This is a genomic window from Bradyrhizobium sp. Pa8 (assembly GCF_052588265.1).
Genome location: NZ_CP176767.1, coordinates 202,760 through 228,778, shown reverse-complemented (window position 1 = coordinate 228,778; position 26,019 = coordinate 202,760). Strand labels below are relative to the sequence as shown.

At 65.7% G+C, this 26,019-nt stretch carries 25 protein-coding genes; 12 read left to right on the top strand and 13 right to left on the bottom strand.

All coding sequences use genetic code 11. The features are described 5' to 3' along the window. Positions 1–93: 93 nt before the first annotated feature. Positions 94–1,632 carry a YifB family Mg chelatase-like AAA ATPase gene (locus ACKWRH_RS00995; RefSeq protein WP_445218958.1) on the bottom strand — a complete coding sequence of 513 codons (1,539 nt, stop codon included), beginning with the start codon at positions 1,630–1,632 and terminating at the stop codon, positions 94–96. Positions 1,633–1,859: 227 nt separating this feature from the next. Between ACKWRH_RS00995 and ACKWRH_RS00990 the strand changes: the two genes are divergently transcribed. Together ACKWRH_RS00990 and ACKWRH_RS00985 are read left to right on the top strand one after the other, a co-directional pair. Then, positions 1,860–2,105, top strand: a complete 246-nt coding sequence (locus ACKWRH_RS00990; protein ID WP_027534981.1) for a PilZ domain-containing protein — start codon at positions 1,860–1,862, stop codon at positions 2,103–2,105. A 79-nt stretch (positions 2,106–2,184) separates the two neighbouring features. Continuing rightward, positions 2,185–2,958, top strand: coding sequence for a tetratricopeptide repeat protein (locus ACKWRH_RS00985; protein WP_445218957.1), 774 nt, complete (start codon positions 2,185–2,187; stop codon positions 2,956–2,958). A gap of 79 nt (positions 2,959–3,037) precedes the next feature. Here ACKWRH_RS00985 and ACKWRH_RS00980 read toward each other — a convergent pair whose 3' ends face one another. The 7 genes from ACKWRH_RS00980 to rsmI form a co-directional block, all read right to left on the bottom strand. Then, on the bottom strand, positions 3,038–4,330 hold the full coding sequence (locus ACKWRH_RS00980) for an AAA family ATPase (protein ID WP_445218956.1): 1,293 nt from the start codon (positions 4,328–4,330) through the stop codon (positions 3,038–3,040). Next, positions 4,327–5,061 (bottom strand): CpaD family pilus assembly protein, encoded by a 735-nt coding sequence (locus ACKWRH_RS00975; RefSeq protein WP_445218955.1) that lies wholly within the window; start codon positions 5,059–5,061, stop codon positions 4,327–4,329. The genes ACKWRH_RS00980 and ACKWRH_RS00975 overlap by 4 nt, the downstream gene beginning before the upstream one ends. Positions 5,062–5,113: 52 nt before the next feature. Continuing rightward, on the bottom strand, positions 5,114–6,631 hold the full coding sequence (locus ACKWRH_RS00970; protein ID WP_445218954.1) for a type II and III secretion system protein family protein: 1,518 nt from the start codon (positions 6,629–6,631) through the stop codon (positions 5,114–5,116). 13 nt (positions 6,632–6,644) lie between these two features. Then, positions 6,645–7,460 carry a Flp pilus assembly protein CpaB gene (gene cpaB / locus ACKWRH_RS00965; RefSeq protein ID WP_014490823.1) on the bottom strand — a complete coding sequence of 272 codons (816 nt, stop codon included), beginning with the start codon at positions 7,458–7,460 and terminating at the stop codon, positions 6,645–6,647. A gap of 457 nt (positions 7,461–7,917) precedes the next feature. Then, a complete protein-coding gene (gshB, locus tag ACKWRH_RS00960) occupies positions 7,918–8,862 on the bottom strand; it encodes a glutathione synthase (RefSeq protein ID WP_445218953.1) in 945 nt (314 codons plus the stop codon). Positions 8,863–8,872: 10 nt separating this feature from the next. Further along, the gene (locus ACKWRH_RS00955) at positions 8,873–9,271 is read right to left on the bottom strand and encodes a YraN family protein (protein ID WP_445218952.1); all 399 of its coding nucleotides are present in this window, start codon (positions 9,269–9,271) and stop codon (positions 8,873–8,875) included. Next, on the bottom strand, positions 9,258–10,208 hold the full coding sequence (gene rsmI, locus ACKWRH_RS00950) for a 16S rRNA (cytidine(1402)-2'-O)-methyltransferase (RefSeq protein ID WP_445218951.1): 951 nt from the start codon (positions 10,206–10,208) through the stop codon (positions 9,258–9,260). The genes ACKWRH_RS00955 and rsmI overlap by 14 nt, the downstream gene beginning before the upstream one ends. Before the next feature lie 338 nt (positions 10,209–10,546). Between rsmI and ACKWRH_RS00945 the strand changes: the two genes are divergently transcribed. Continuing rightward, positions 10,547–11,782, top strand: a complete 1,236-nt coding sequence (locus ACKWRH_RS00945) for a penicillin-binding protein activator (protein WP_445218950.1) — start codon at positions 10,547–10,549, stop codon at positions 11,780–11,782. A gap of 51 nt (positions 11,783–11,833) precedes the next feature. On the opposite strand, the gene hemW is transcribed toward ACKWRH_RS00945, so the two are convergent. The 3 genes from hemW to rph are packed head-to-tail and all read right to left on the bottom strand — an operon-like array spanning position 11,834 to position 14,335. Then, the gene (gene hemW / locus ACKWRH_RS00940; protein ID WP_445218949.1) at positions 11,834–12,988 is read right to left on the bottom strand and encodes a radical SAM family heme chaperone HemW; all 1,155 of its coding nucleotides are present in this window, start codon (positions 12,986–12,988) and stop codon (positions 11,834–11,836) included. Beyond that, the gene (rdgB, locus tag ACKWRH_RS00935; protein ID WP_445218948.1) at positions 12,975–13,610 is read right to left on the bottom strand and encodes an RdgB/HAM1 family non-canonical purine NTP pyrophosphatase; all 636 of its coding nucleotides are present in this window, start codon (positions 13,608–13,610) and stop codon (positions 12,975–12,977) included. Before rdgB ends, hemW begins: the two co-directional genes overlap by 14 nt. Positions 13,611–13,621: 11 nt before the next feature. After that, positions 13,622–14,335, bottom strand: a complete 714-nt coding sequence (gene rph, locus ACKWRH_RS00930; protein WP_028148792.1) for a ribonuclease PH — start codon at positions 14,333–14,335, stop codon at positions 13,622–13,624. A gap of 168 nt (positions 14,336–14,503) precedes the next feature. On the opposite strand from rph, the gene hrcA reads away from it, so the two are divergent. Next, a complete protein-coding gene (gene hrcA / locus ACKWRH_RS00925) occupies positions 14,504–15,592 on the top strand; it encodes a heat-inducible transcriptional repressor HrcA (RefSeq protein WP_014490831.1) in 1,089 nt (362 codons plus the stop codon). Positions 15,593–15,688: 96 nt separating this feature from the next. Next, the gene (gene grpE / locus ACKWRH_RS00920) at positions 15,689–16,294 is read left to right on the top strand and encodes a nucleotide exchange factor GrpE (RefSeq protein ID WP_063980247.1); all 606 of its coding nucleotides are present in this window, start codon (positions 15,689–15,691) and stop codon (positions 16,292–16,294) included. Positions 16,295–16,365: 71 nt separating this feature from the next. On the opposite strand, the gene pncA is transcribed toward grpE, so the two are convergent. Together pncA and ACKWRH_RS00910 are read right to left on the bottom strand one after the other, a co-directional pair. Then, a complete protein-coding gene (gene pncA / locus ACKWRH_RS00915) occupies positions 16,366–17,088 on the bottom strand; it encodes a bifunctional nicotinamidase/pyrazinamidase (RefSeq protein WP_445218947.1) in 723 nt (240 codons plus the stop codon). A 112-nt stretch (positions 17,089–17,200) separates the two neighbouring features. After that, positions 17,201–18,142 carry a hypothetical protein gene (locus tag ACKWRH_RS00910; protein WP_445218946.1) on the bottom strand — a complete coding sequence of 314 codons (942 nt, stop codon included), beginning with the start codon at positions 18,140–18,142 and terminating at the stop codon, positions 17,201–17,203. A 394-nt stretch (positions 18,143–18,536) separates the two neighbouring features. Between ACKWRH_RS00910 and dnaK the strand changes: the two genes are divergently transcribed. The 7 genes from dnaK to ACKWRH_RS00875 all read left to right on the top strand — a co-directional run bounded on the left by dnaK (position 18,537) and on the right by ACKWRH_RS00875 (position 25,891). Continuing rightward, positions 18,537–20,438: a molecular chaperone DnaK gene (gene dnaK / locus ACKWRH_RS00905; RefSeq protein ID WP_028148797.1), complete on the top strand. Its 1,902-nt coding sequence runs from the start codon at positions 18,537–18,539 to the stop codon at positions 20,436–20,438. A gap of 245 nt (positions 20,439–20,683) precedes the next feature. After that, positions 20,684–21,811, top strand: a complete 1,128-nt coding sequence (dnaJ, locus tag ACKWRH_RS00900; protein ID WP_445218945.1) for a molecular chaperone DnaJ — start codon at positions 20,684–20,686, stop codon at positions 21,809–21,811. Between the two features lie 88 nt (positions 21,812–21,899). Then, the gene (locus tag ACKWRH_RS00895; RefSeq protein WP_028148799.1) at positions 21,900–22,499 is read left to right on the top strand and encodes a class I SAM-dependent methyltransferase; all 600 of its coding nucleotides are present in this window, start codon (positions 21,900–21,902) and stop codon (positions 22,497–22,499) included. Between the two features lie 57 nt (positions 22,500–22,556). Further along, entirely contained in the window at positions 22,557–23,135 is a 579-nt protein-coding gene (locus ACKWRH_RS00890) for an NADPH-dependent FMN reductase (protein WP_445218944.1), read from the top strand. A gap of 6 nt (positions 23,136–23,141) precedes the next feature. Then, the gene (gene pyrF, locus ACKWRH_RS00885) at positions 23,142–23,852 is read left to right on the top strand and encodes an orotidine-5'-phosphate decarboxylase (RefSeq protein WP_445218943.1); all 711 of its coding nucleotides are present in this window, start codon (positions 23,142–23,144) and stop codon (positions 23,850–23,852) included. Positions 23,853–23,874: 22 nt separating this feature from the next. Beyond that, the gene (locus tag ACKWRH_RS00880; RefSeq protein ID WP_445218942.1) at positions 23,875–24,180 is read left to right on the top strand and encodes a DUF1330 domain-containing protein; all 306 of its coding nucleotides are present in this window, start codon (positions 23,875–23,877) and stop codon (positions 24,178–24,180) included. Between the two features lie 409 nt (positions 24,181–24,589). Continuing rightward, positions 24,590–25,891: a calcium-binding protein gene (locus tag ACKWRH_RS00875; protein WP_445218941.1), complete on the top strand. Its 1,302-nt coding sequence runs from the start codon at positions 24,590–24,592 to the stop codon at positions 25,889–25,891. The last annotated feature ends 128 nt before the right edge of the window (positions 25,892–26,019 follow it).

Sequence of the window (26,019 nt, the reverse complement as noted above, 5' to 3'; positions counted from 1 at the left end):
GGCCCTGTGTGGACTCGTACTGGGAACGTTTGGGCCTTATGGTTTGCAGAGCGTAAAGGAAACTCGTTACCGCCGGGTTGACGCGCGGAATGATCAGGCCATCTGCCGCACATCCTCCGCGAGTGCGCGGTAGGACAGCGCCTCGGCGAGATGCAGCCGGCCGATCTTCTCGGCGCCGTCGAGATCGGCGAGCGTGCGCGCCACCCGCAGCACGCGGTGATAGCCGCGCGCCGACAGCCGCATGGTCTCGGCCGCGTCGCGCAGCAATTTGGCGCCTTGCGCATCCGGCTTTGCGATGTCTTCCAACACCGAGGCCGGCGCCTCGGCATTGGTGCGAACACGCGGCAGGCCCGCATCCGCGTAACGCGCGAGCTGGATGTCGCGCGCGGCTGCCACGCGCGCGGCGACTTCCGCCGAGCCCTCGGCCGCCGGCGGCAGGATCAGATCCGCTGCAGTCACCGCGGGAACCTCGATACGCAAATCGATGCGGTCCATCAGCGGACCGGAGATGCGCGCCTGATAGTCGCCGGTGCAGCGATCGATGCGGCCGCGCTTGCAGGCATAGCCGGGCTCGAACGCATGGCCGCAGCGGCACGGATTCATCGCCGCGACCAGCATGAAGCGCGCAGGATAAGTCACGCGATGATTGGCGCGGGAGACGGAGACCTCGCCGTTCTCCAGCGGCTGGCGCAGCGAATCCAGCACGCGCGGATCGAATTCGGGCAGCTCGTCGAGGAACAGCACGCCCTGATGCGCCAGCGAGATCTCGCCGGGTTTTGCGCGGATGCCGCCGCCGGTGAGCGCGGCCATGCTGGCGGAATGGTGCGGCGAGCGGAACGGCCGCCGCGCGGTCAACGCGCCGCCCTCGATCTCGCCGGCAACGGAGGCGATCATGGAGACTTCGAGCAATTCGCCCGGCGACAGCGGCGGCAGGATCGAGGGCAGGCGCGCCGCCAGCATCGACTTGCCGGCACCGGGCGCGCCGATCATGAGCAGGTGATGTCCGCCGGCGGCCGCGATCTCCAGCGCGCGCTTGGCGCTCTCCTGGCCCTTGATGTCGCGCAGGTCGAGCGGGGAGGCGGCGACCTCGTGCACGCGCGGCGTGGGCCGCGACAGCACCTGCGTGCCCTTGAAATGGTTGGCGATCTGGATCAGCGATTGTGCCGCGATGATCTGGATGTCCGGGCTCGCCCACGCCGCTTCCGAGCCGCAGGCCGCCGGACAGATCAAGCCTTCCTCGCGCACATTGGCGCCGATCGCGGCGGGAAGCACGCCGGCCACCGGCGCGATCGAGCCGTCGAGGCCGAGCTCGCCGAGAACGGTAAATCCGGTCAGCGCATCCGGCGGTATCGCGCCGATCGCCGCCATCAGCCCGAGCGCGATCGGCAGGTCGTAATGGCTGCCCTCCTTGGGCAGGTCGGCCGGCGCCAGATTGACGATGATCCGCCGCGCCGGCAGCGCCAGCCCTGAGGCAATCAGCGCCGAGCGGACGCGCTCCCGTGCCTCCGATACCGCCTTGTCCGGCAGGCCGACGATGGCAAAGGCCGGCAGGCCGGGCGCGACCTGCACCTGCACGTCGACCGCGCGGGCCTCGATCCCCTCAAAGGCGACGGTAGAAACCCGTTGAACCATGCCCGAACCAGCCTGCCCTCTCGCACAATTAGGGGTAGCAGAGCCCGATCTTTCTTGCAAGAACAATACAAGAACATGTCAGAGGCCCTGGAAAACCCTAACCGGTCGTAAACATCACGCAGACACTACGCCTCGAATGCGAGCGGCTCTCATCAGCACATCCCAACGAATGTTCGCTACTCCTAGAGCTGCGGGATGGGCCGTGGTCTAACGGGTGAACAATTCAAATGCTTGCAAATCGCCGCAGAAGCGAACGACGGGTATGCACTCGGCTCGCCAAGATTCACTTTGGCGCGGGCTCGCTGCCGAGGGATTGCACCATCACGGACATCTCGGATGGCGGCGTGAAAGTGGTGGCGGAGTTTCTGGAAGTGCCGCCGCAATTCACCATCATCTTCGCGCCCGATTATTCCCGCCAATGCCGCCTGCGCTGGCGCATCGGCTGCGAATTCGGGGCCGAGTTCACCGATTGAGCCGGACGGACCAGGTTCCTTAACTGGACTTTAGCGTTAATCGGTAAGCATCGCTGATCAGTCGCCGAGTGATCAGAGTATGCCCAAGCGTTCGTCCCTTGCCTCTCCGTCGGCGAGATTCCTGCTTTCTGCGCTCGTGATGCTTGCCCTCGGCGGCTGCCAGACCACGAGTCTGGAGGACGTCACCGGCGCGCTCGGTGGCAAGTCGGAAACGGCCGGCAAGGCCGACCCGAAGCCGGACATGGACGCGCTTCGCGAGCGCTATCGCGCCAAGCCTTCCGATCCCAACGTTGCGCTCGAATATGGCATGGCGCTGCGCGAGACCGGCCAGCGCGCCCAGGCCGTTGCGGTGATGGAGCAGGCCGTGCTCGCCCATCCCAGCAACAAGGCGCTGCTCGCCGGCTACGGCCGCGCGCTCGCCGACAGCGGTAATTTCCAACAGGCGTTCGATGTGCTCAGCCGCGCGCATACGCCCGAGGATCCGGACTGGCGCATCCTGTCGGCGCAAGGCGCGGCGCTCGATCAGCTCGGCCGCAACGAAGAGGCGCAGCAATATTATGCGGCGGCGCTGAAGATCGTGCCCGAGGAGCCGCAGGTTCTGTCCAATCTCGGCCTGTCCTACATGCTCCAGAACAATCTGCCGCGGGCCGAGGAAACGCTGCGCCGCGCCTATGAGCGCAATCGCGCCGATTCCCGCGTGCGCGCCAATCTGGCGCTCGTCGTGGGACTGCAGGGAAAGCAGGCCGAGGCCGAGACCATCGTGAAGGCCGACCTGCCGCTGGATCAGGCCGCGGCAAAGGTCACGGCGCTGCGGCAGTTGCTGGCGAAGAAGCAGCAGCGGGCGGAGAAATAGCGCGCCCTCGTCTGGATTCTTTTTTACGCGTTGTCCTGGCGCGAACCGGTATCCACTTCGCTCGAAAACGCTCTCGCCCTTACGACACCTTGCGATGCGGGGCTGACCCGCGACCCGCCCTGCCCTTGAGCTTCTTCAGGAGCGGCCCGAGCAGCGAGCGCTTCGGCTTCTTCACCTCGCCACGCCCGGCGAGCCGGTTCGCCATGTTCTGGAACAGAAGGGTGGTGCGGTGGTTCTTGGAGACCTCCGCGATCATCTGGCCGTTATTGGCCGCGGTCGAGAACAGTTTCGAGTCGAACGGGATCGCCGCGATCGGCTGGCTCTCCATGGTCTTGGCGAACGCCTTGACGTCGATCTCCGCGCGCTTGTGCATGCCGACCTGGTTGATGCAGTACAGCGGCGGACGGTCGTTGGGCCGTGCCGCCTTGAGCACGCTCAGCATGTTCCTGGTGTTGCGCAAATTGGCCAGATCGGGCTCGGCCACGATCACGATGTCGTCAGCATTGACGAGCGCGCGGCGCGTCCAGCCCGACCATTGGTGGGGAACGTCGAGCACGATGCAGGGCGTCGTCATGCGCAGCGTGTCGAAGATCGCATCAAAAGCTTCGGCGCCGAAATCGTAGACGCGGTCGAGGGTCGCGGGCGCAGCGAGGAGGCTGAGGCGCTCGGTGCATTTGGCGAGCAGACGCTCCATCAGCGCCGTGTCCGGCCGGTCCTGCGAGAGCACCGCGTTGGCGATGCCCTGCGCCGGGTCCTGGTTGTAGTCGAGGCCGGCGGTGCCGAAGGCGAGGTCGAGATCGATCACGACGGAATCGAGCGCGAGGTCGCGCGCGATGGTCCAGGCCACGTTGTGCGCGACCGTGGACGCACCGACGCCGCCCTTGGCGCCGACCACCGCGATGACGCGGCCGGTGATGATGGCTTCCGACGCCGAGAACAGGCTGCAGATCGAGCGGACGACGTCGAGGGTTTCGACCGGTCCCACCACGTAGTCGTTGACGCCGCGGCGGACCAGCTCGCGATAGGGCGCGGTGTCGTTGGGGTTGCCGATCACGACCACGCGGGTGCCGGGATCGCAGACGCCGGCGAGATCGTCGAGGCCCTCGAGGATATCGCGTGTGCCGTCGGATTCGATCACGATGACGTTCGGCGTCGGCATCGTGTCATAGACTTCGATGGCCGCGGCAAGGCCGCCGCCCTTGGCGGTGAGATGCGCCTTGGCGAGACGGCGATCCTGCCCGGCCGCGGTGATCGCGGCGAGCGTCTGCTCGCTCTCGCAAAAGGCCTGCACCGAGATGCGAGGAACCGGCGCAATGTGGTCCTCGGGGTGCCGCGGGTCGTCCGCTTCTTCGTCGTCGTGAAGACTTGTCATTTGCCGGTGTCGCTGAGTTTGGCCTTTTCGGCCTCGGGATACATGGTCGTGGTCGCCGTGCCCTTGCGGTAGCGCTCGAAGGCGATCTCGCGCCGTGCGGTGTAGGCGGGCGTCTCCGCCCGCGGCTGCTCGAGGTCGGCGGGGTTGTCGATCATGGCCGCGAGGTTGCGCTGGCTGGCGCAGCCCAGATTGAAGTACGGCCGGTTCTCGTTGTAGCCGGGATCGAGGATGTTCGGACCGACGTCTTCCGGCCACAACCCGCAGGGGCCAGCGACCGCGGCGATCTTCGAATAGCTCAGGCGGATGGTCGGCAGCAGTCCGGGGTCCTCGGGGCGATAGGGATGCTGGACGATGGCGCGCGACGGAACGCCGCCGGATGCGAGCACCGACCGGATTTCGTGATAGGTCGCCGCCGCGGCGCGCGAATTCGCAGCGTCGGTCGGCACGTCGACGACCACTGAACCGGTGCCTTCGCGCACCCAGTCCCGGCCAATGCCCGCGACGTCCGCGTGCTGCGCGGCGGAGAGGCCCCCGCGCGCCTTGCCGACGAAGATCACGATCGACTTCTTGGCTTCCTGCACCGCGATCGGGTGGCGCTGGCGATAGTCGGTCGGCACCGTCTGGGTGACGATGTCACCGGTGGTGTTGCAGGCGCCGAGCATGACGGAAAGCCCCGTCAGCGCCAGCGCGATCCGCAGCTTGCGACGTCGATCGGCGATCGTCTTCGTCATCGCTTTGTCCCCTCTTGCCCCGTTTCTTGTCCCGGTCCCCAAACCGTCCGTCTCAGTCGATGATGAAGCCGAAATCGCCGCGGGTGCCTTCGATCGGATCGACGCTGCGCGCGATGCCATAGAGCCGGTTCATGCGGCCGAGCAGCGCCGTCTGCGCGTCCGAGGCCGGCGCAAAGCCGTCGTCGGGCCGCGACAATTCCTTCTGGGCGACCGCGCGCACCACATAGGGTGTCACGATCACCATCAGCTCGGTCTCGTTGTTGACGAAGTCCTGGCTGCGGAACAGCGCGCCGATGATCGGCACCTGGTCGACGCCGGGCAGGCCATTGATCGCCTGCTTGGTCTTCTGCTGGATCAGGCCGGCCATCGCCATCGAGCCCCCGGAGGGAATTTCCAGCGTGGTCTCGGCGCGGCGGGTCTGGACCGAGGGGATGGTGATCGAGTTGCTCGAGGTCGAGGACACCGCCTGCGTCAGCGTGATCGCGTTCGTGTTCGACAATTCCGAGACCTCGGTCATCACGCGCAGGCTGATACGGCCTTCGCTGAGCACGAGCGGGGTGAAGTTCAGCGAGATGCCGAACTTCTTGTAGGTGACCTGGGTGGTACAGACGTGGGTGACCGGATCGCAGGAATAGCCTGCGGGGATCGGGAATTCGCCGCCGGCGATGAAGGTGGCGGATTCGCCCGAGATCGCGGTCAGGCTCGGTTCGGCGAGCGTGCGCATGACGCCGGCGCTTTCCATCGCGCGCATCGTGGCGCTGACGGTGGCGACACCCTTGGCGAGGCCGGCCACGCCGAGCCCGTTGCTGCCGACGATCGGTCCGCCGCTGACCGAGAAGGGGTTGGAATTGTTGAAGTTCACGACCGCCGTCCCGGCATTCAGGCTGGCGCTGAGGTCGACGCCCAGCTGCTTGACGATGTCGCGGCGGACTTCGCCGACCACGACCTTGAGCATCACCTGGTCGCGGCCGCGCACGACGATGTTGTTGACGACCTTGTCCGCGCCGCCAACGAGTTTTGCGGCGACGTCGCCGGCCTGCTGGGCCTCGATCGGGCTCGACACCGAGCCGGTCAGCATCACGCTGTCGCCGACGCCTTCGATCTGCACGCCCGGCAGCGACTGGCGCAGCGCCGTGCGCATGCCGTTGAGATCGCGCTTCACCGCGATGTCGTAGGAAGCAACCTGCTGGCCGTCGGCGGTGAAGAACACGACGTTGGTCTGGCCGACCTGGCCGCCGATGATATAGGCGCGCTGCGACGAGCGGATCACTGCATTGGCGATCTTGGGATCGGCCACCAGCACGTCCTTGACCTCGCGCGGCAGGTCGATGACGACGGACTTGCCGACGCCGAGCGCCAGCGAGCGCGTGCGCGCAGGCGCGATGGTCGAAACCGGCGACACGCCGAGATCCGGCGCCTGCATCGGCGCCTGGTCGCCGACCGGCGCATCCGCCGCGCTGACGAAATCGGGGGCTGCGATCAGCCCCAGCATCAGCACCGCCCCTGTGCAGAACGAGCGCGCGCGCTTCCCCCGAATGCGCAGGCCCGTCCGATCATCCCCGTAGTTCATGGTGTCCCCATCATCACTTCTGTGACGTCAGTTGCCGTGCCTGCACCCCGTAGCGGATCACGTTCACGCCGCCGGGCCGCTTGGCCGCCAGGTCTTCGATCGAAATCTCCGACGCGTTGGCATCGGCGATGCTTCGCAACGCGAGCGTCAGCGTGCCGCCCTGGCGCGAGGCCGACAGCGTCGCGACCTGGTCCGGCTTGAGCTCGAGCGTGACGGTCTTGCCGAGCACGGCGTTCTGGCCGTCTTTTTCTTTCGGAGCCTGGTCGATCGCGAGCACACGGATGTTGCTCAGGATGACCTCCGACAGGATCAGGTCGTTGCCGCCGGTCGCGCCGTTGGCGCCATCGGGGTTCTTCAGGCGCCGCGTCAGGACGATGTCGACGCGGTCGTTCGGCAAGATGAAGCCGCCGGCGCCGGTCTCGGCTGAAATTTCGGTGGAGACGGCCCGCATGCCGGAGGGCAGGATCGCGGCCATGAAGCCCGAGCCCTCGGCCCTCACCAGCTTCTGCTCGCGGATCGGTTCGCCCTGCATCAATGGCACGCGCGCGATCGAGCCTGCGATCTGGGTCTGGGCGTCGGGCCTGCTGTCGCGGCGGATGAAGGCGCTGCTCGCGGTTGCCGCCGGCCAGGACTGCCATTGCAGATCCTCGGGCTTCACGGCCTGGCCGAGCTGGATGTCGTTCTTCGCGATCAGCACCTCGACCGTCGGCAGCTTCTCGGCGACGGGAAGGGCGGGCGCTGGCTTGTTGTCAAAGCCGCTCGCCAGATACGCGGCGACGCCGCCGGCGCCCAGCGCGATGACGAGAACGACAATGCGTGCGGTGTTCATACGCTTCTACTCTTACGCGGGGCACTCGAACCGCACGTGGCGGGTTCCCCTGCGTCGATGAGTAGGGAGTAAAAGTATAAGGGGTGTTGCGAGGCCGAGTGTGATGGCCCGTGACGATGCGCGTTCTGGGCAGATGGTGAACGTCGCGTTATCCGCTCGGCCAATGGCCCCGTAGATTCACGCAGGGCGGGACGTTCGTTCGAACGATGCGCGCTGCGTCATGGTGAATGGGTGGTTAGTCATCGGCGCTTCGCGCAGCGTGCGCGGTAGTCGCTCCTCATCCCGAGGAGCTTGCGTAGCAAGCGTCTCGAAGGATGAAGGCCCGGCCGGTGGCCTCGCCCTTCGAGACGCCGCGCAAGCGCGGCTCCTCAGGGTGAGGAGCGTAGTTCCTCGTGTTTCAATTGATGTCCGTAGCCCGGATGGAGCGAAGCGTAATCCGGGCTACGAAGTGAGCGCCCTACTTCGCCCGCTTCTGCTCGATTGTGTCCCAGACCCTCGCCGCGACATCCGGGCCGCCGAGCCGCGCGATGGCGCGGATGCCCGTCGGCGATGTCACGTTGATCTCGGTGAGGTTGCCGTTGATGACGTCGATGCCGACGAACAGCAGGCCGCGCTCGCGCAGCGCCGGGCCGACGGTGGCACAGATCTCGCGCTCGCGTGGCGTGAGCTCGGTCTCCTGCGCGGCGCCGCCACGCACCATGTTGGAGCGGAGGTCGTCGGCGGCCGGCACGCGATTCACCGCGCCGGCGAACTCACCGTTGACGAGGATGATGCGCTTGTCGCCGTGCTTCACCTCGGGGATGAACTGCTGGATCACCCAGGGCTCCTTGAAGGTCACCGAGAACATGTCGAACAGCGAGCCGAAATTCATGTCCTGCGGCATCACGCGGAACACCGCCGCGCCGCCATGGCCGTGCAGCGGCTTCATCACGACGGCGCCATGCTTGTCGCGAAAGGCATTGATCTCGTCGAGGTCGCGCGAGATCAGCGTCGGCGGCATCAGCTGCGGGAAGTTCATCACGAACAGTTTTTCCGGCGCGTTGCGCACCGAGGCGGGATCGTTGACGACCAGCGTCTTCGGATGGATGCGCTCCAGGAAATGCGTCGAGGTGATGTAGGCGAGATCGAACGGCGGATCCTGGCGCAGCAGCACCACGTCGAAGCCGTTGAGCGCTTCGCGCCTGGGCTCGCCCAGCGTGAAGTGATTACCGGGCTCGTCGCGCACGGTCAGGAGCTGAACAGGAGCGACGATCTCTTCGCCGACCATCGAGAGCTTGTCGGGCGTGTAATAGGACAGGCCGTGGCCGCGCTTCTGGGCCTCCAGGAGCAGTGCAAAGGTGGAATCGCCGTTGATGTTGATACGGGCGATAGGGTCCATCTGGACGGCGACGTTCAGTTTCATGGTCTGCCTTTCAGGTCGAGGCGTCGAATGCCGCCAACACATGGCGCGGAAGTGATCGCGGCGCAATCAGCATGGCGTCGAATCGCAGTTCGAATTCGGCATGCTCGGGATGCGCCACGAGCCAGCCTTGCGCGGCGTCGATGATGCGCTGCTGCTGGCGCGGGGTCACGGCGAAGGCGGCGTCATCCAGCGTCGCGCGGGCCTTGACCTCGACGAAGGCGATCAGGTTGCGGCGGCGCGCCACGATGTCGATCTCGCCATGTGGCGTGCGGTAGCGCTTGGCGAGGATGCGGTAGCCCTTGGCCATGAGATAGGCGGCGGCGCGGCTCTCCGCGGAGATGCCGGTGCGGAACGCGGCGACGCGCTCGGGCGAGGCGACTTTCGGTTCCGCGCCCTCAGTCTTCCCCATCGCGGCCCCTCAGGTCTTTTGCGAGCTCGAGCGCGCGGGCATAGACCTCGCGGCGCGGCCGGCCCGAGAGCGCGACCGCATGTGCCACCGCATCCTTGACGCTGTGCGCGGCGAGCTGCTCGCGCAGGAGACCGTCGAGCGCATCCGGCGTCAGCAGCTCCGCGTCCGCCGCAGGCGGCGCGATCACCAGCACGAATTCGCCGCGCGTCTCCAGCGTGTCCGCCCCGCGTGCCAGCTCCTGCAGCGGCGCGCGCGAAATCTCCTCGTGCATCTTCGTCAATTCGCGGCAGATCGCGGCTTCGCGCGTCCCCATGATCTCGGCAAGCTCGGCGAGCGTGTCCTGGACGCGGTTGCCGGAGTCGAACATCACCAGCGTCGCATCGATGCGGGCGAGCTCCGCCAGGCGCGACTTTCGCGCGGCGGATTTTGCCGGCAGAAAGCCCTCGAAGAAGAAGCGGTCGGTCGGCAAAGCGGCGACCGACAGCGCGGCCAGCACCGAGGACGGGCCGGGCAGCGCGTAGACTGCATGGCCGGCCGCGCAGACCTCGCGCACCAGCTTGAAACCGGGGTCGGAGATCAGCGGCGTGCCGGCATCCGACACCAGCGCGATCGAGCCGCCCTGCCCCAGCGCCTCCAGGATCCTCGGACGCGCCGCTTCCGCGTTGTGCTCGTGATATTGCTTGAGCTGCGCCGTGATCGCGTAGCGCTCGGTCAGGCGCCGCGTGATGCGGGTGTCCTCGCAGGCGATGACGTCGACGCCGGCGAGCGTCTGAAGCGCGCGCAGCGTGATGTCGCCGAGATTGCCGATGGGGGTCGCGACCAGATGGAGGCCCGGCGCCGCCTTCGGCGCCGTCAGCCGGTGGGCGTCGATGGAGAAACCGCGCGAGGCGGGATCCGTCGTTTCAGGTGTATTTATCGGGCTCGGCTTTGCGCGCATAATGGATCGAACTTAGGCATGATCCCCGGGGCTGGGAACCGGTCCTCGGAAAAAGATCGCGCCAGGTCAGGGGTGAGGAAGGACTGGAATGTGATCCATCCGGCATCACATTCCAGAGGGAATGAAGCGTCAGCGCCATATTCGCGGCGGAAACGCTGCCTTATGCGGGTGACGGATGGTGGACAGCTAGCCAGGGCTTGAGGTGCGGCCTCGTTAAGGGGTCATTATCCTTTTGTTTTAGTTAACTATTTGCCGACAATATGCCTGAATCCGCGGCTTGTGTCGTGGAAAGAATGTTGTGACCGGCCGGCCGACGGCCGGTCAGAAGAGAAGTTGTGATGCTGGGCCCGCGTGATCCAAAATCTCCCGTTCAGGGCTCCCGATTATCAGGAGCGACCCGGCGAAGCGCGCTAGGCCTGTTGCTCGGCGCCCCCCTGCTGTCGGCCTGCGCCGGCGTGCAGCAGAGTCTCAGCCAGTTCTCCAACCCGTTCAGCAGCTCCTCCCCGGCCCCGGCGCAGCCGGCCGGACCGCCGCAACAGGCCACCACCGCCGGCAGCGGCGGGGTGAAGGTTGCCGTGATCCTGCCGCTCTCGGCGGCAGGCAATGCCGGCCTTGCCGCGCAATCCATGCGCAACGCCGCCGAGATGGCGCTGGCCGAGTTCCAGAATCCCAACATCCAGCTCCTGATCAAGGACGACAACGGCAGCCCGCAAGGCGCGCAGGCGGGCGCACAGCAGGCGGTCGACGAAGGCGCCGAGATCATCTTGGGCCCGCTGTTCGCGCAGTCGGTGCCGGCGGTGGCGCAGGTCGCGCGTGCGCGCGGCATCTCGGTGATCGCGTTCTCGACCGATTCCAGCATCGCCGGCCGCGGCGTCTTTCTGCTGAGCTTCCTGCCGGAGTCCGACGTCAACCGCATCGTCGAATATTCCGCCGGCATCGGAAAACGTTCCGTCGCCGTGCTGGTGCCCGACAATGCGTACGGCAATGTCGTCGAGGCCGCGGTGAAGGCGGCGGTGCCGCGACGCGGCGGCCGCATTGTCGCCTTCGAGAAATACGGCGCCGATCGCGCGACGCCGGCACGCACCGTGGCGCAGCAGCTCGGCAGCGCGGATGCGCTGTTCATCGCCGATGACGGCGATGCCGTCGTCGCGGTGGCCGATGCGATGACGGCCGCAGGCGCGAATTTGCGCAACATCCAGCTACTCGGCACCGGCCTGTGGGACAATCCGCGCGTCTATGCCAATGCGAACTTGCAAGGCGGTCTCTACGCCGCGCCGGACCCGGCCGGCTTCCGCGCCTTCTCCGGCCGCTACCGCACCAAATACGGCGCCGAGCCGGTCCGCACCGCGACGCTCGCCTATGACGCGGTCGCCCTCGTCGCCGCGCTCGCGCGCACGCAGGGCCCGACGCGCTTCTCGCCGGATGTGCTCACCAACCCTTCCGGCTTCGCCGGCATCGACGGCCTGTTCCGCTTCCGCGCCGATGGCACCAACGAGCGCGGCCTCGCCGTGATGAAGGTGACGACGGGCGGTGGCGTTGCGGTCGCGGGCTCGCCGAAGAGCTTTGGGGCTTGATGGTGTCGTAGCCCGGATGGAGCGCAGCGAAATCCGGGCTACGGCAGCTCGCTACGCGGCGAGATCCGCGACCACTGCATCAAGCACCGGAAAACCGCTGCTGGTCACGCGCAGGCGCCCCGTCGCATCGACGATGATCGCGCCTTCCTCGCGCAACAGCGCAATGCGCTTGGGATCGAGCGGGCGGCCCGACAGCGCGCTGTAGCGCTCGGGGTCGATGCCCTCGGCGAGGCGGAGCCCCATCAGCAGAAATTCGTCGGCGCGTTCCTCGCTGTTGAGGAGATCGTCGGTGACGCCGCCATGGCCGTTGGTCTCGACCCGCATCAGCCAGGCTTCGGGGCGCTTCTCGGTGGCGGTGGCGTGCCTGATCCCGTCGATGTCGAGGCGGCCATGTGCGCCCGGGCCGATGCCGGCATATTCCTCGCCGCGCCAGTACACCAGATTGTGCCGGCACTCGGCGCCGCGCCGCGCGTGATTTGAAATCTCGTAAGCGGGCAGGCCGAGCTTGTCGCAGGTCTCCTGCGTGACGTCGTAGAGCGCGCGCGCGACCGCTTCGTCCGGCGTCTTCAACTTGCCGGCCTGGTGCAGGCCGAAGAACGGCGTGCCTTCCTCGATCGTCAATTGATAGAGCGACAGATGCTCGGCGGCCTCATCGATCGCGAGGCGCAGCTCGTCGGCCCACATCGCCGGCGTCTGGTCGGGGCGGGCGTAGATCAGATCGAACGAATAACGGTCGAATGAGCGGCGCGCGATGGCGACGGCATCGAGCGCTTCGCGGGCGCTGTGCATCCGGCCCAGCGCTTTCAGCGAGGCATCGTCGAGCGCCTGCACGCCGAGCGAGACGCGGTTGACGCCGGCGGCGCGATAGCCGGCAAAGCGCGTGGCCTCGACGCTGGTCGGGTTCGCCTCGAGCGTAACCTCGACATCGCTGGCGACAGTCCAGTGCTTGCCGATGGCATCGAGCACCGCGCCGACGGTTGCGGGCTGCATCAGCGACGGCGTGCCGCCGCCGAGGAAGATCGAGGTGACTTCACGGCCGGGTGCGCGCCCCGCGGTCGTTTCGATTTCACGCGCGAAAGCTGAAGCGAAGCGCGCCTCGTCGATCGCGGCATGGCGGACGTGGCTGTTGAAGTCGCAATAGGGGCACTTCGACAGGCAGAACGGCCAGTGTACATAGACGCCGAAAGCTTGCTTAGCGCGGCTCAAGGCAGATCTCCGCCAGTTTCACGAAGGCGCGGGCGCGATGCGACAGGCCGAGGCCGAGCGGCGGCAGGCCGTGCTTCTCGATGCTGGTCATCTCGCCGAACGTGCGATCGTGGCCATTGGGCAGGAACATCGGATCATAACCGAAGCCGGCGGTGCCGCGCGGCGGCCAGACCAAGGTGCCGTCGACGCGCGCCTCGACCTCTTCGAGATGATCGTCGGGCCAGGCGACGCAGAGCGCGGACACGAAGTGCGCGGTGCGCTTGTCCGGCGTGGTGGCGCCGCGCTCCTGCAACAGCCGCTCGATCTGCGCCATCGCGGCGGCAAAATCCTTGGCTGGACCGGCCCAGCGCGCGCTGTAGATGCCGGGCGCGCCATCGAGCGCGTCGACCACGATGCCGGAATCGTCGGCGAAGGAGGGCAGCTTGGTCGCCTGCGCCGCCGCGATCGCCTTGATCGCGGCATTGCTGCGGAAATCATTGCCGGTCTCGTCGGGCTCGGGCAGGCCAAGCTCACCGGCCGACACCGCCTCGATGCCGTAAGGCGCGAGCAACTCCTTCATCTCGGCGAGCTTGCCGGGATTGTGGGTCGCGATGACGAGCTTTCCGGTGATTCGGCGGTGCATGGGCCTATTGACTACGCCACAGCCAGTTTCTGCAAGTCCACGAGCCGAGCGATACCCTTCTGGGCCAGCGCCATCAGCGCGAGGAACTCGTCCTGTGTGAACGGTTCGCGTTCCGCGGTGCCCTGCACCTCGATGATGCGGCCATCGCCGGTCATGACGAAATTGGCGTCGGTCTGGGCTTCCGAATCCTCGGCATAGTCGAGGTCGAGCACGGGCGTGCCGTTGTAGATGCCGCAGGAGATCGCGGCGACGTTGTCGCGCAGCACCTTGGCCTTGATCATGTTGCGCGCCTTCATCCAGTTGATGCAATCGGCGAGCGCGACCCAGGCACCGGTGATCGAGGCCGTGCGCGTGCCGCCGTCGGCCTGGAGCACGTCGCAATCGACCGTGATCTGGCGCTCACCGAGCGCTTCGAGATCGACGATGGTGCGAAGCGAGCGGCCGATCAGGCGCTGAATCTCGACGGTGCGGCCACTTTGCTTGCCCGCGGAGGCCTCGCGGCGGGTGCGTTCGGAGGTCGCGCGCGGCAGCATGCCGTATTCGGCGGTGACCCAGCCGCGGCCCTGGCCCTTCAGCCACGGCGGCAGGCGGTCTTCCAGCGTGGCGGTGACCAGCACATGGGTGTCGCCGAATTTCACCAGGCAGGAGCCTTCCGCATATTTGACCACGCCGCGCTCCAGCGTCACGGGGCGCAATTCGTCGGGCGCACGGCGGCTTGGCCGCATGGGAAATCCTCCAAAACTCTCGGAAAAGGGCTATTCGCGGTGCTTGTAGGTGGGGTGAGGGTGGGCGGCAAGGCTTTTTCACCCCGGGTTTTCCACCCCGCAAACGCCACGCTTGTCAGAACCCTCTGGGATGGACAAATTATAAGCGTCTGAGAGGAGTTACCGTCCGTGGCCCATCACGATCCGATCCATCTGATCGCGCCGCGCGCAGGCCTCGCCCAGCTCAACGAGCGTTCCCGCGACATCTTTCGTCAAATTGTCGAAAGCTATCTCGCGACCGGCGAGCCGGTCGGCTCGCGCAATATTTCGCGGCTGATCGCGATGCCGCTGTCGCCGGCCTCGGTTCGTAATGTCATGGCCGATTTGGAACAGCTCGGCCTGATCTATGCGCCCCACACCTCCGCCGGCCGTCTGCCGACGGAACTCGGGCTGCGCTTCTTCGTCGATGCCCTGATGCAGGTCGGCGACCTCAATGACGCCGAGCGGCAGTCGATCCAGAGCCAGCTCACCTCCGTCGGTCAGGCGCAGTCGGTCGAGGCGGCGCTGGACCAGGCGCTGACGCGGCTGTCCGGTCTCACCCGCGCCGCAGCGGTCGTGCTGACCCCGAAATCCAATGCGCGGCTGAAACACATCGAATTCGTCCGGCTGGAACCCGAGAAGGCGCTGGTGATCCTGGTCGGCGAGGACGGTCAGGTCGAAAACCGCGTGCTGTCGCTGCCGCCGGGAGTTCCCTCCTCGGCGCTCACGGAAGCCGGTAATTTCCTCAATGCGCGAATCCGCGGCCGCACCCTGGCCGAGGCGCGGCTCGAGCTCGAAACCGCGCTCGGCGAAGCCCGCGCTGAGCTCGATCAGCTGACCCAAAAGGTGATTTCGGCCGGCATTGCGAGCTGGTCCGGCGGCGAGAACGAGGACCGCCAGCTGATCGTTCGCGGCCACGCCAATCTGCTCGAGGATCTGCACGCGCTGGAGGATCTCGAGCGCGTTCGGCTCTTGTTCGACGATCTCGAGACCAAGCGCGGCGTGATCGACCTTCTGGGACGCGCCGAGACCGCCGAGGGCGTGCGGATCTTCATCGGTTCGGAGAACAAGCTGTTTTCCTTGTCAGGCTCCTCCACCATCATCTCGCCCTATCGGGATGCCGCCGGCCACATCGTCGGCGTTTTGGGCGTGATCGGGCCGACGCGGCTGAATTATGCCCGCGTGATCCCGACCGTGGACTACGCCGCGCGCATCGTCAGCCGCCTCCTGGGTGGCTGATCGGCGTTTCCTCCGATCACGGGCGCTTGATTTTCGTAAGCTTAGGCACGATATCCGGGCCAACAATCCCTTGAGACGAGTTCGAGAAGAGAGCCGATGACCGATCGAGACCGGCAGCCCGACGACACGACCCCACCGACCGACGAGCCTGTGGTGTCGAAACCCTACATCATGCCCGACGATCCGGAGCCCGGCTCGGTCGAGCTGTTGCAGAAGGAAGCCGCCGAGGCGCGCGACCGCATGCTGCGGACGCTGGCCGAGATGGAAAATCTGCGCAAACGCACCACCAAGGAAGTCGCCGATGCCCGCCTCTACGGCATCACCGGCTTTGCCCGCGACGTGCTCGATATCGCCGACAATCTCCAGCGTGCGCTCGATGCCGTTCCGGCCGAGGCCCGTGCCGCGGCCGATCCGGGCCTGACCTCGCTGATCGAGGGCGTCGAGCTCACCGAGCGCTCGCTGCTCAACGCGCTGGAAAAGCACGGCGTGAAGAAGTTCGATCCGCAGGGGCAGAAGTTCGACCCGAACTTCCAGCAGGCGATGTACGAGGTGCCGGATGCGTCGGTGCCTGCGGGCACCGTCGTACAGGTCATGCAGGCCGGCTACACTATCGGCGAGCGCGTGCTGCGCCCGGCGCTGGTGGGTGTCGCCAAGGGCGGCACCAAGGCTGCGCCGGCTGCGAACAGCAACGAAGTGAACTGAGCGGCGAACTAAGCCTTGGCGTCATTCCGGGTTCGATGCTTTGCATCGCCCCGGAACGACCGATTGCTATCTTAGGCGCTCACCGCGATATCCGCGGACTGGATCCGCTTCACGCCGGCCTTGGCCATGTCGGCCCAGGCTTTTGCGAGCGAACCCTGCGTGTCGATGCCGCGGCAGGCGTCCTCCACCACATAGACCTCGAAGCCCGCCTTGCGCGCATCGAGCGCGGTCCAGGCGACGCAGAAGTCTGTCGCGAGGCCGGCGACGAAGACGCGCTTGATCTTGCGGCCCTTCAGGTAGCCGGCGAGGCCGGTCGAGGTCTTGCCATCGGCTTCCAGGAAGGCCGAATAGCTGTCGACCTCCTTGTGAAAACCCTTGCGGATGATGAGCTCGGCATGCGGGATCGCGAGATCCTTCGACAGCGCGGCGCCATCGGTGCCCTGCACGCAATGGTCGGGCCACAGCACCTGCTTGCCGTAGGGGAGATCGACGGTCTCGAACGGCTTCTTGCCGGCGTGCCCTGACGCAAACGAGATGTGGCCTGGCGTGTGCCAGTCCTGGGTCATCACCACGTTCGCAAAGGCTTTCGCCATCTTGTTGATGACGGGAACGACCTGCTCGCCTTCCTTCACGGCGAGGCTGCCGCCGGGCAGGAAGCAGTTTTGCACGTCGATCACGAGCAGCACGGAGGCATCGTCCGGCTTGATCGATGCGGCCGCAAGGAGCGCGGTTGGAGCAAGGGCTACGAGAGCGCTTGTCCCAAGCGCCGCGAGGATTTGTCGTCGATCAAGCATCGTTCGCCTCCCTCCAGGATGATCCAATGGAAGGAAGCCTAGTTCCGTTCGTATACGAACAGAAGCCCGAAAATGCAGCCGGTTCTGTCCAGCGCTTGGGCTAGCCCTTGGGCTATCCCTTGGGCTGGATGCCGTCGCGCACGGCGCGGAAGCGGGTAAAGGCGGCCGACCATTGGTCGCGCGGGGCGCTGGCGATGATGCGCAGCGAGGCGCCGCCGCTCGAGAAGCGAATCCACTGCACCACGGTCACGGGCGTCTTGTCCTTGCCGCTGACGCCGTCGATCCGGGTCTCGAAACCCTGCTGGCCGTTGATGCGGATCGGCTCGGACATGGTGACGCGAGACTCGCGCACGCCGGGGATCTGCAGCGCGGCCTCCTGGGCGAAGCGGGCGCGGTCGTCGGCCTGCTGCGGGGTGGCGCCGATCAGGCCGAGGATCATGAACGGCTTCGATTCATAACCCGCGCTCTCGTTGCCGTCGGCCAGGATGATGCTCGAGCCCGGCGCCAGCGTGCGGATGTCCTTGAAGTCGGCGAGATCGGTGATCTTGAACGGCATCAGCCCGATCTGCTCTTCGGCCGAGACCTGCTTGCGGGTAGTGGTGCTCGCAAACATCTGCCGCACCGCCTCGTCGGTGTAGATCTTGGTCGCGTTCTCCGGGATCTGCACCGCGACATAGCCGGAGAAACCGGCGCCCGGCACGATCATCGAGTAGCGCTTCACCGGCGTCTCGCCGGCCTTGCCGCTTTCCGTGGTGAAATAGGCAAGACCCGCGGGGGTCTCGATCTTGTCCTGCTTGACACCGGCGGTGCCGCCGGGATTGGAATTGAAGGCGCTCACGACCTCGCCATAGGCCGCCGGCGGCAGCTCGGTGATCAGCACCTTGACGCTGCCATCCTCGCTCTCGAAGCCCGGAAACGTCTTGGCCGTGCTGAGGCCAACCAGCGGCACCATGCCGAGGCGCAGGCCAGGCGGGAAAACGGCATCGGCCGCGAGGGCCGGAAGCGCTGTGGCGACGAGGACGGCGAGCGCGGCGAGGGGGCGAATGAGCTTCATGGGCACTCTGATTGGTTCACATTGAGGCCGTTCGATGGTCGGCCATTGGGCCGCTTTGTCGCGCGAAGCCGCCTCGATGGCGGCGGTCCGGCCGCCCGCCTTTTAACGGGTTTGGCCCGCCGGTAACAGGGCGGGGCAGATCACGGTGGCGGGGCCGGCTGACGCCTGAACCTGTTAATAATTCATCACCTGCAAGGGCGGTGAAGCCCGGATATGATCTTCCAAAACCCAATGTTTTCATGGCCGAAACTTGCGTTCGGTCCTTGCGGCCCCCTCCCCCCCTCCTATATGAGCGTCAACCATCGCAATATCGCGGATGTTTGATCTTAGGGGGTTTGGATCGGGTGCCTCTTGGGCCCAGCCAACCTGCCGCAAAAACAAGGATATCAGGACCATGGGAAAGGTCATTGGGATCGACCTCGGCACCACGAATTCGTGCGTCGCCGTGATGGATGGCAAGAACGCCAAAGTCATCGAGAATTCCGAAGGCATGCGCACGACGCCTTCGATCGTCGCCGTGACGGACGACGGTGAGCGCCTCGTCGGCCAGCCTGCCAAGCGCCAGGCCGTTACCAATCCCGAGCGTACGTTCTTCGCAGTGAAGCGCCTCATCGGCCGCCGCTACGACGACCCGATGGTCGAGAAGGACAAGAAGCTCGTTCCGTACAAGATCGTGAAGGCTTCCAACGGCGACGCCTGGGTCGAGGCCGACGGCCAGACCTACTCGCCCTCGCAGGTGTCTGCGTTCATCCTTCAGAAGATGAAGGAGACCGCGGAGGCCCATCTCGGCCAGAAGGTCGACCAGGCCGTCATCACCGTTCCCGCCTACTTCAACGACGCCCAGCGCCAGGCGACCAAGGACGCCGGCAAGATCGCGGGCCTTGAAGTGCTGCGCATCATCAACGAGCCGACCGCGGCCGCGCTCGCCTATGGCCTAGACAAGACCAAGACCGGCACGATCGCCGTGTACGATCTCGGCGGCGGCACGTTCGATATCTCCATTCTCGAAATCGGCGACGGCGTGTTCGAGGTGAAGTCGACCAACGGCGACACCTTCCTCGGCGGCGAAGACTTCGACATGCGCCTCGTGGGTTATCTGGCCGACGAGTTCCAGAAGGAGCAGGGCATCAACCTGCGCAACGACAAGCTCGCGTTGCAGCGCCTGAAGGAAGCCGCTGAAAAGGCCAAGATCGAGCTGTCGTCGACGACGCAGACCGAGATCAACCTGCCCTTCATCACCGCGGACCAGACCGGCCCGAAGCATCTGACGATGAAGCTCACCCGCGCCAAGTTCGAGGCGCTGGTCGACGACCTCGTCCAGAAGACGGTCGAGCCCTGCCGCAAGGCGCTGAAGGACGCCGGCGTCACCGCCGGTGAGATCGGCGAAGTCGTTCTGGTCGGCGGCATGTCGCGCATGCCGAAGGTCCAGGAAGTCGTGAAGCAGCTGTTCGGCAAGGAGCCGCACAAGGGCGTCAACCCGGACGAAGTCGTGGCGATCGGTGCCGCGATCCAGGCCGGCGTGCTCCAGGGCGACGTCAAGGATGTGCTGCTGCTCGACGTGACCCCGCTGTCGCTGGGCATCGAGACGCTGGGCGGCGTGTTCACCCGCATCATCGACCGCAACACCACGATCCCGACCAAGAAGAGCCAGGTGTTCTCGACCGCCGAGGACAACCAGAACGCGGTCACCATCCGCGTCTTCCAGGGCGAGCGTGAAATGGCGGCCGACAACAAGATGCTCGGCCAGTTCGACCTGATGGGCATTCCGCCGGCTCCGCGCGGCATGCCGCAGATCGAGGTGACCTTCGACATCGACGCCAACGGCATCGTCAACGTCTCGGCCAAGGACAAGGCCACGGCCAAAGAGCAGCAGATCCGCATCCAGGCCTCCGGCGGCCTGTCGGAAGCCGACATCGAGAAGATGGTCAAGGACGCCGAGGCCAACGCCGAGGCGGATAAGAAGCGCCGCGAGGCCGTCACCGCCAAGAACGAGGCGGATGGCCTGGTGCACTCCACCGAGAAGGCTCTGGCCGAGCACGGTTCGAAGGTCGCCGAGCCCGAGCGCCGCGCCATCGAGGATGCCGTCAGCGACCTCAAGGAAGCGCTGAAGGGCGACGATGCCGAGGCGATCAAGGCCAAGACCCAGACGCTGGCCCAGGCTTCGATGAAGCTCGGCGAGGCCATGTACAAGCAGCAGGCCGAGGCCGACGCCAAGAAGGATGCGGCCAAGGACGACGTCGTCGACGCGGAATTCACCGAAGTCGACGACGACAAGAACAACAAGAAGTCCGCCTGATCCCCAAGAGGGTGATGATGCGGACGGCTTGGACCCCACACGCGCTACCGGCCTCCCCCCTCACGGGGGAGGCCGTCGTGTCGGGCTCGGCGGGGCGTGTCCCCGTTACGATCGATCAATTCCCAGCCGTTATGATGAACGTCGCCGTGCCGCCCTCTGCCGCGAAGCAAAGGGCTGCCTATATCGTCTCATGGCGACGTTGTTCCGCTCCGACTTGAATCGCGATTGGATAGACCGAGTTCAACATGTCCACGTCCACCAAGCGCTGCTATTACGAAACCCTGGAAGTCGAGCGCACTGCCGACGATTCCGTCCTGAAATCGTCCTTCCGCAAGCTTGCGATGAAATTTCACCCGGATCGCAATCCCGGGGACGACACCAGCGAAGTCAAGTTCAAGGAAATCAACGAGGCCTACGAGGTCCTCAAGGACAAGGACAAGCGCGCGGCCTATGACCGCTTCGGCCATGCGGCTTTCGAGCAGGGCGGCGGCGGCGCCGGCTTCGGCGCGGGTTTCGCCTCTTCCTTCTCCGACATCTTCGAAGACCTGTTCGGCATGGCCGGGCAGCGCGGCCGCGGCGGCCGCGAGCGTGGCGCCGACCTGCGCTACAACATGGAAATCACGCTCGAGGAAGCCTTTGGCGGCAAGACCGCGCAGATCGAGATTCCGGTCTCGGTCACCTGCGAGGCCTGCTCGGGTATCGGCGCCAAGGCCGGCACCAAGCCGAAGACCTGCTCGACCTGCGGCGGCGCCGGCCGCGTGCGGCAGTCGCAGGGCTTCTTCACGCTGGAGCGCACCTGTCCGGGCTGCCAGGGTCGCGGCCAGATGATCGAGGATGCCTGCCCGTCCTGCTCCGGCCAGGGCCGGGTCACCCGCGAGCGGACGCTGTCGGTCAACATTCCCCCGGGGGTCGAGGACGGCACCCGGATCAGGCTCGCCGGCGAAGGCGAGGCCGGGGTTCGCGGCGGTCCGCCCGGCGACCTCTACATCTTCCTGTCGCTGGCCCAGCACCAGCTCTTCCAGCGCGACGGCGCCGATTTGCACTGCCGGGTGCCGATCTCGATGGTGACGGCCGCCCTCGGCGGCGAATTCGAGGTGCCGACCATCGACAGCGGCAAAACCAAGGTGAAGGTGCCGGCCGGAACCCAGTCGGGCCGCCGATTCCGCATTGCATCAAAAGGCATGCCGGTGCTGCGCTCGCGCCAGATGGGCGACATGTACGTTCAGGTTGCCGTCGAGACCCCGCAGAATCTCACCAAGAAGCAGCAGGAATTGCTGGCGGAATTCGAAAAGCTCTCCTCTGGCAATACCCAGCCGGAATCCGTCGGCTTCTTCGCCAAGGTCAAGGATCTCTTCAGTAATCGGGCGACCTGACTCGTCTTGACCGTTCCGCCTTCGGCCTATACCTGTTTATGACCATTTTCTGACACGCCGCGGTCCTGCGGTCCCGTCCGGTCCAGACATGCCATTGCCATCGTCCGCGCGTGCGTTGAAGAAGCCTCGTCTCGATGACGAGGTGCGTTTTCTCAGATCGTGGATCGAAAAGCCGCTGCACATGGGTGCGGTGATGCCTTCGGGCAAGCTGCTTGCCCGGACCATGGCGCATTACGTCGACGTCAACTCGGATGCGCCCGTGGTCGAGCTCGGGCCCGGCACCGGCGCCATCACCTCGGCCCTGGTCGAGCGCGGCGTCGACCAGAAGCGCCTCGTCCTCGTCGAATACAATCCCGGCTTTTGCGCCTTGCTGCGCGACCGCTATCCGCAAGCCAAGGTGGTGCAGGGCGATGCCTATCGCCTGCGCGACACGCTCTGGAACGTGCTCAGCGCGCCGGCCTCCGCCGTCGTCTCCGGCCTGCCGCTCGTGACAAAACCGATGCTGACGCGGCTCCGGTTGGTCCGCGACGCCTTCGCGGCGCTGACCCCGGGCGCGCCCTTCGTGCAGTTCACCTATGCGGTGGTGCCGCCGATCCCGAAATCGCTGCCCGGCGTGTCCACAGAGGCCTCTGAACGGATCTGGATGAACCTTCCGCCGGCCCGCGTCTGGGTGTATCGCAAGGACTAATTCCGCCGGCATTCCAATTTGCGCGGCGGATTCGTTTCGCCGAACGCATGGAAGCGGATGCCCGCACCCAAAATCCTGATCATTCCCGGCTCGCTGCGCACCGGCTCGCACAATGCGAAGCTGGCGGCGGTCGCCGCCTATGAATTCGCCCAGGCCGGTGTCGACGTCACCCGCATCTCGCTCGCCGATTTTCCGCTGCCGATCTATGACGGCGATCTCCAGGCCAAGTCGGGCGTGCCCAAGCACGCGATCAATCTCAAGCGCATGATCGGCGCGCATCATGGCGTGCTGATCGTTTCGCCCGAATACAACGCCTCGGTGCCGCCGCTGCTCAAGAACGCGATCGACTGGGTCAGCCGCGTACATGAGCTGCACGAGACGCGCGGCGACGTGTTTCGCAACCGCGCCTTCGCGCTCGCCGGCGCCTCGCAGAGCCGGCTCGGTGCGGCCCGTGCGCTCCAGGCGTTGCGGCTGATCCTGACCTCCTGCCACGCCAACGTGGTTGCCAGCCAGCTCACGCTCGCCTTTGCCGACCAGGCCTATGACGATATGGACAGGCTCAAGAACGAGGGCGACATCGCCGCGTTGAAGGAGCTGGTACGGCAATTGATCGACATTTCCCAACGCATGATGTGAGGTGACATGACGCCAGCCGAGATCGCCCCGAAGGATCGCCTGATCGTAGCGCTCGACCTGCCCAGCGTTGATGCCGCGGAGGCGATGATCGCAAGGCTCGGCGACAGCGTCACCTTCTACAAGATCGGCTATCAGCTCGCTTATGCCGGCGGCCTGCCGTTGATCGGCAAGCTCGCCGACAAGGGCAAGAAGGTGTTCGCCGATCTCAAGATGCACGACATCGGCAACACCGTCACGCGTGGTGTGGAGAGCGTGGCCAGGCTGGGTGCCACTTTCGTCACCGTGCACGCCTATCCGCAGACCATGAAGGGCGCGGTCGAAGGCCGCGGCAGCGCGAGCCTGAAGATTCTCGCCGTTACGGTGCTGACGTCCTACAACGACGACGATCTGCACGCGGCCGGCTATCGGCTCAGCGTCTCCGAACTGGTCGAAGCGCGCGCGCAGCAGGCGCAGGTGCTCGGCGTCGACGGGCTGGTGTCCTCGCCCGAGGAGGTCGGCGCCTTGCGCAAGATCGTCGGCCACCAGATGCATCTCGTCACCCCCGGCATCCGGCCGGCGGGCGCTGCGAGCGGTGACCAGAAACGCATCATGACGCCGGGCCGTGCAATTGCCGCGGGCGCCGATTATCTCGTCGTCGGGCGGCCGGTGGTGGAAGCTGCCGATCCGAAGGCTGTCGCCGAGGCCATCCAGGTCGAGATCGCGCAAGCGCTCGGCTGAACAACAAACCAGGAGAAGAAGAATGGCAGCAAAGGCCTATTGGATCGGACGCGTCGATGTGTCCAATGACGAGGGCTACAAGCCCTATGCGGTCGCCAATCTCGCGATCTTCAAGAAATTCGGTGCCCGCTATGTCGTTCGCGGCGGCCGCTTCACCACCGTCGAAGGCCAGAGTCGCACGCGCAACGTCGTGATTGAATTTCCGGACTACGAGACCGCGATCGCCTGCTACGACTCGCCGGAATACCAGGCCAACATCAAGGTGCGCCAGCCGCACTCCATCGCCGATCTCATCATCATCGAGGGCTACGACGGCCCGCAGCCCTGAAGACGGATTACCGCGAGAGCCGATCCTGGATTGACGCGAGCATCATCGGCTCTCGCGGACAGCACGCGCGTACGATCATCGTACGCGATCGGGAGAGCATCGCGGACATCTCCGCTCGCACTCACGCCGACATCACCTTGCATCACCTTGACGGGTTCATTCGCTTGAACGAGTGAGCGCCGTTCGCGCCTGAGACGAAGACTGTCGTCGTCATTGGGTCCACCAGCTTGCCGTATTCTTTTGTCCCCAAATGGGGATTGCTGCACCGCTCTCCTTTCATCCAAGGTTGCTTGATCGGAGCCCACATCGATCCGTGGTGGGCATCAAGCCAAACCCGAAATCTGCGACGTCCATGACGGGCCGCAATGCGACCCGCGTCGCGCATTTCCATGCAAAGGGAGCGGAGATCATGGCACTGATCATCGGAACAGCAGGCGACGATGTGTTGCCTGGCACGAATTTAGACGATCAGATCTTTGGCCTTCAAGGCAACGACACCATTACTGGCCTGGATGGCAATGACACCGCAAGCGGCGGCGCGGGCGACGATTCCATCGATGGCGGTGCCGGCAACGACACCCTGGATGGAAATGCCGGTATCGATACGATCACCGGTGGCGATGGCGATGACACGATCAACGGCGGCGCGGGCGACGACGCGCTGAACGGAAATGCCGGCGTCGACATCATCCATGGCGACCAAGGCGACGACACCATCGATGGCGGAACCGGCGCTGATCAGCTCTTTGGTGACGCCGGCGACGACGGCATCCACGGCGGCGACGGCAATGATGACATTCATGGCGGCGCGGGTGCCGACACCCTGTGGGGCGACGCCGGCGACGATACGTTGAGCGGCGACGCCGGCGATGACGTCTTGAATGGCGGCGACGGTAACGACGTACTTACCGGTGGATTCGGAGATGACACTCTGAATGGCGATGCCGGCAACGACACGCTGAACGGCGGACTTGGCAATGACCTGCTGAACGGCGGTACCGGTGACGACATCCTGAACGGCGGTTTGGGCGCCGATACGCTCGACGGTGGCGATGGCAACGACACCATGCACGGCGACGCGGGCGACGACATCATGGACGGCGGCGCCGGTAACGATACGATGTTCGGCGATGCCGGAGACGACGAGATGGCCGGCGGCGCGGGCAACGATGCCATGAGCGGCGGCGCCGGTGATGACGAAATGAGCGGCGGAACCGGCAACGACACGCTCGACGGCGACGCCGGAGATGACACGCTCGATGGCGGCGACGGCACCGATGTCCTGAACGGCGAGGCTGGGGCTGACATCCTGTCGGGCGGCGCCGGCAATGACGCCCTGAGCGGCGGTAACGGCGATGACGAGTTGGACGGCGGCAATGGCGCCGACGTCCTCAACGGTGGACTCGGCGACGATGTGCTGACGGGCGGTGCTGGTACCGATACGCTCAATTTCGGCGACAACACAGCCACGAACTTCGGCAACGATGAAGTCACCGATCTCAGCTTTGCCGATGGCGATGCCGTTGTTGTCGACGCTCCGCCAGGCTTTGACCCGGCTACAGTGGTCGTGGACGACGACGGCACCAACACCGTGCTGGATTTCGGCTTCGGCGCCATCCAGCTCGATGGCATCACGGGCGGCGCGACACCGTTCGAGTCGATCGACGACATCAACACTGCCGCGGGTTATACGGCCGTTGACGTTGTCTAGTGCCGACTAGTAGCGGGGCGGCTGTCAGGCCGCCCCGCCCTCATTTCAGTCAGTGATAGTGCCGGCAAGTTATGTACTCGCGTAACCGTGGTGTGATCCCAGCATCTGGTCAGAGATTGCTGGTGGCC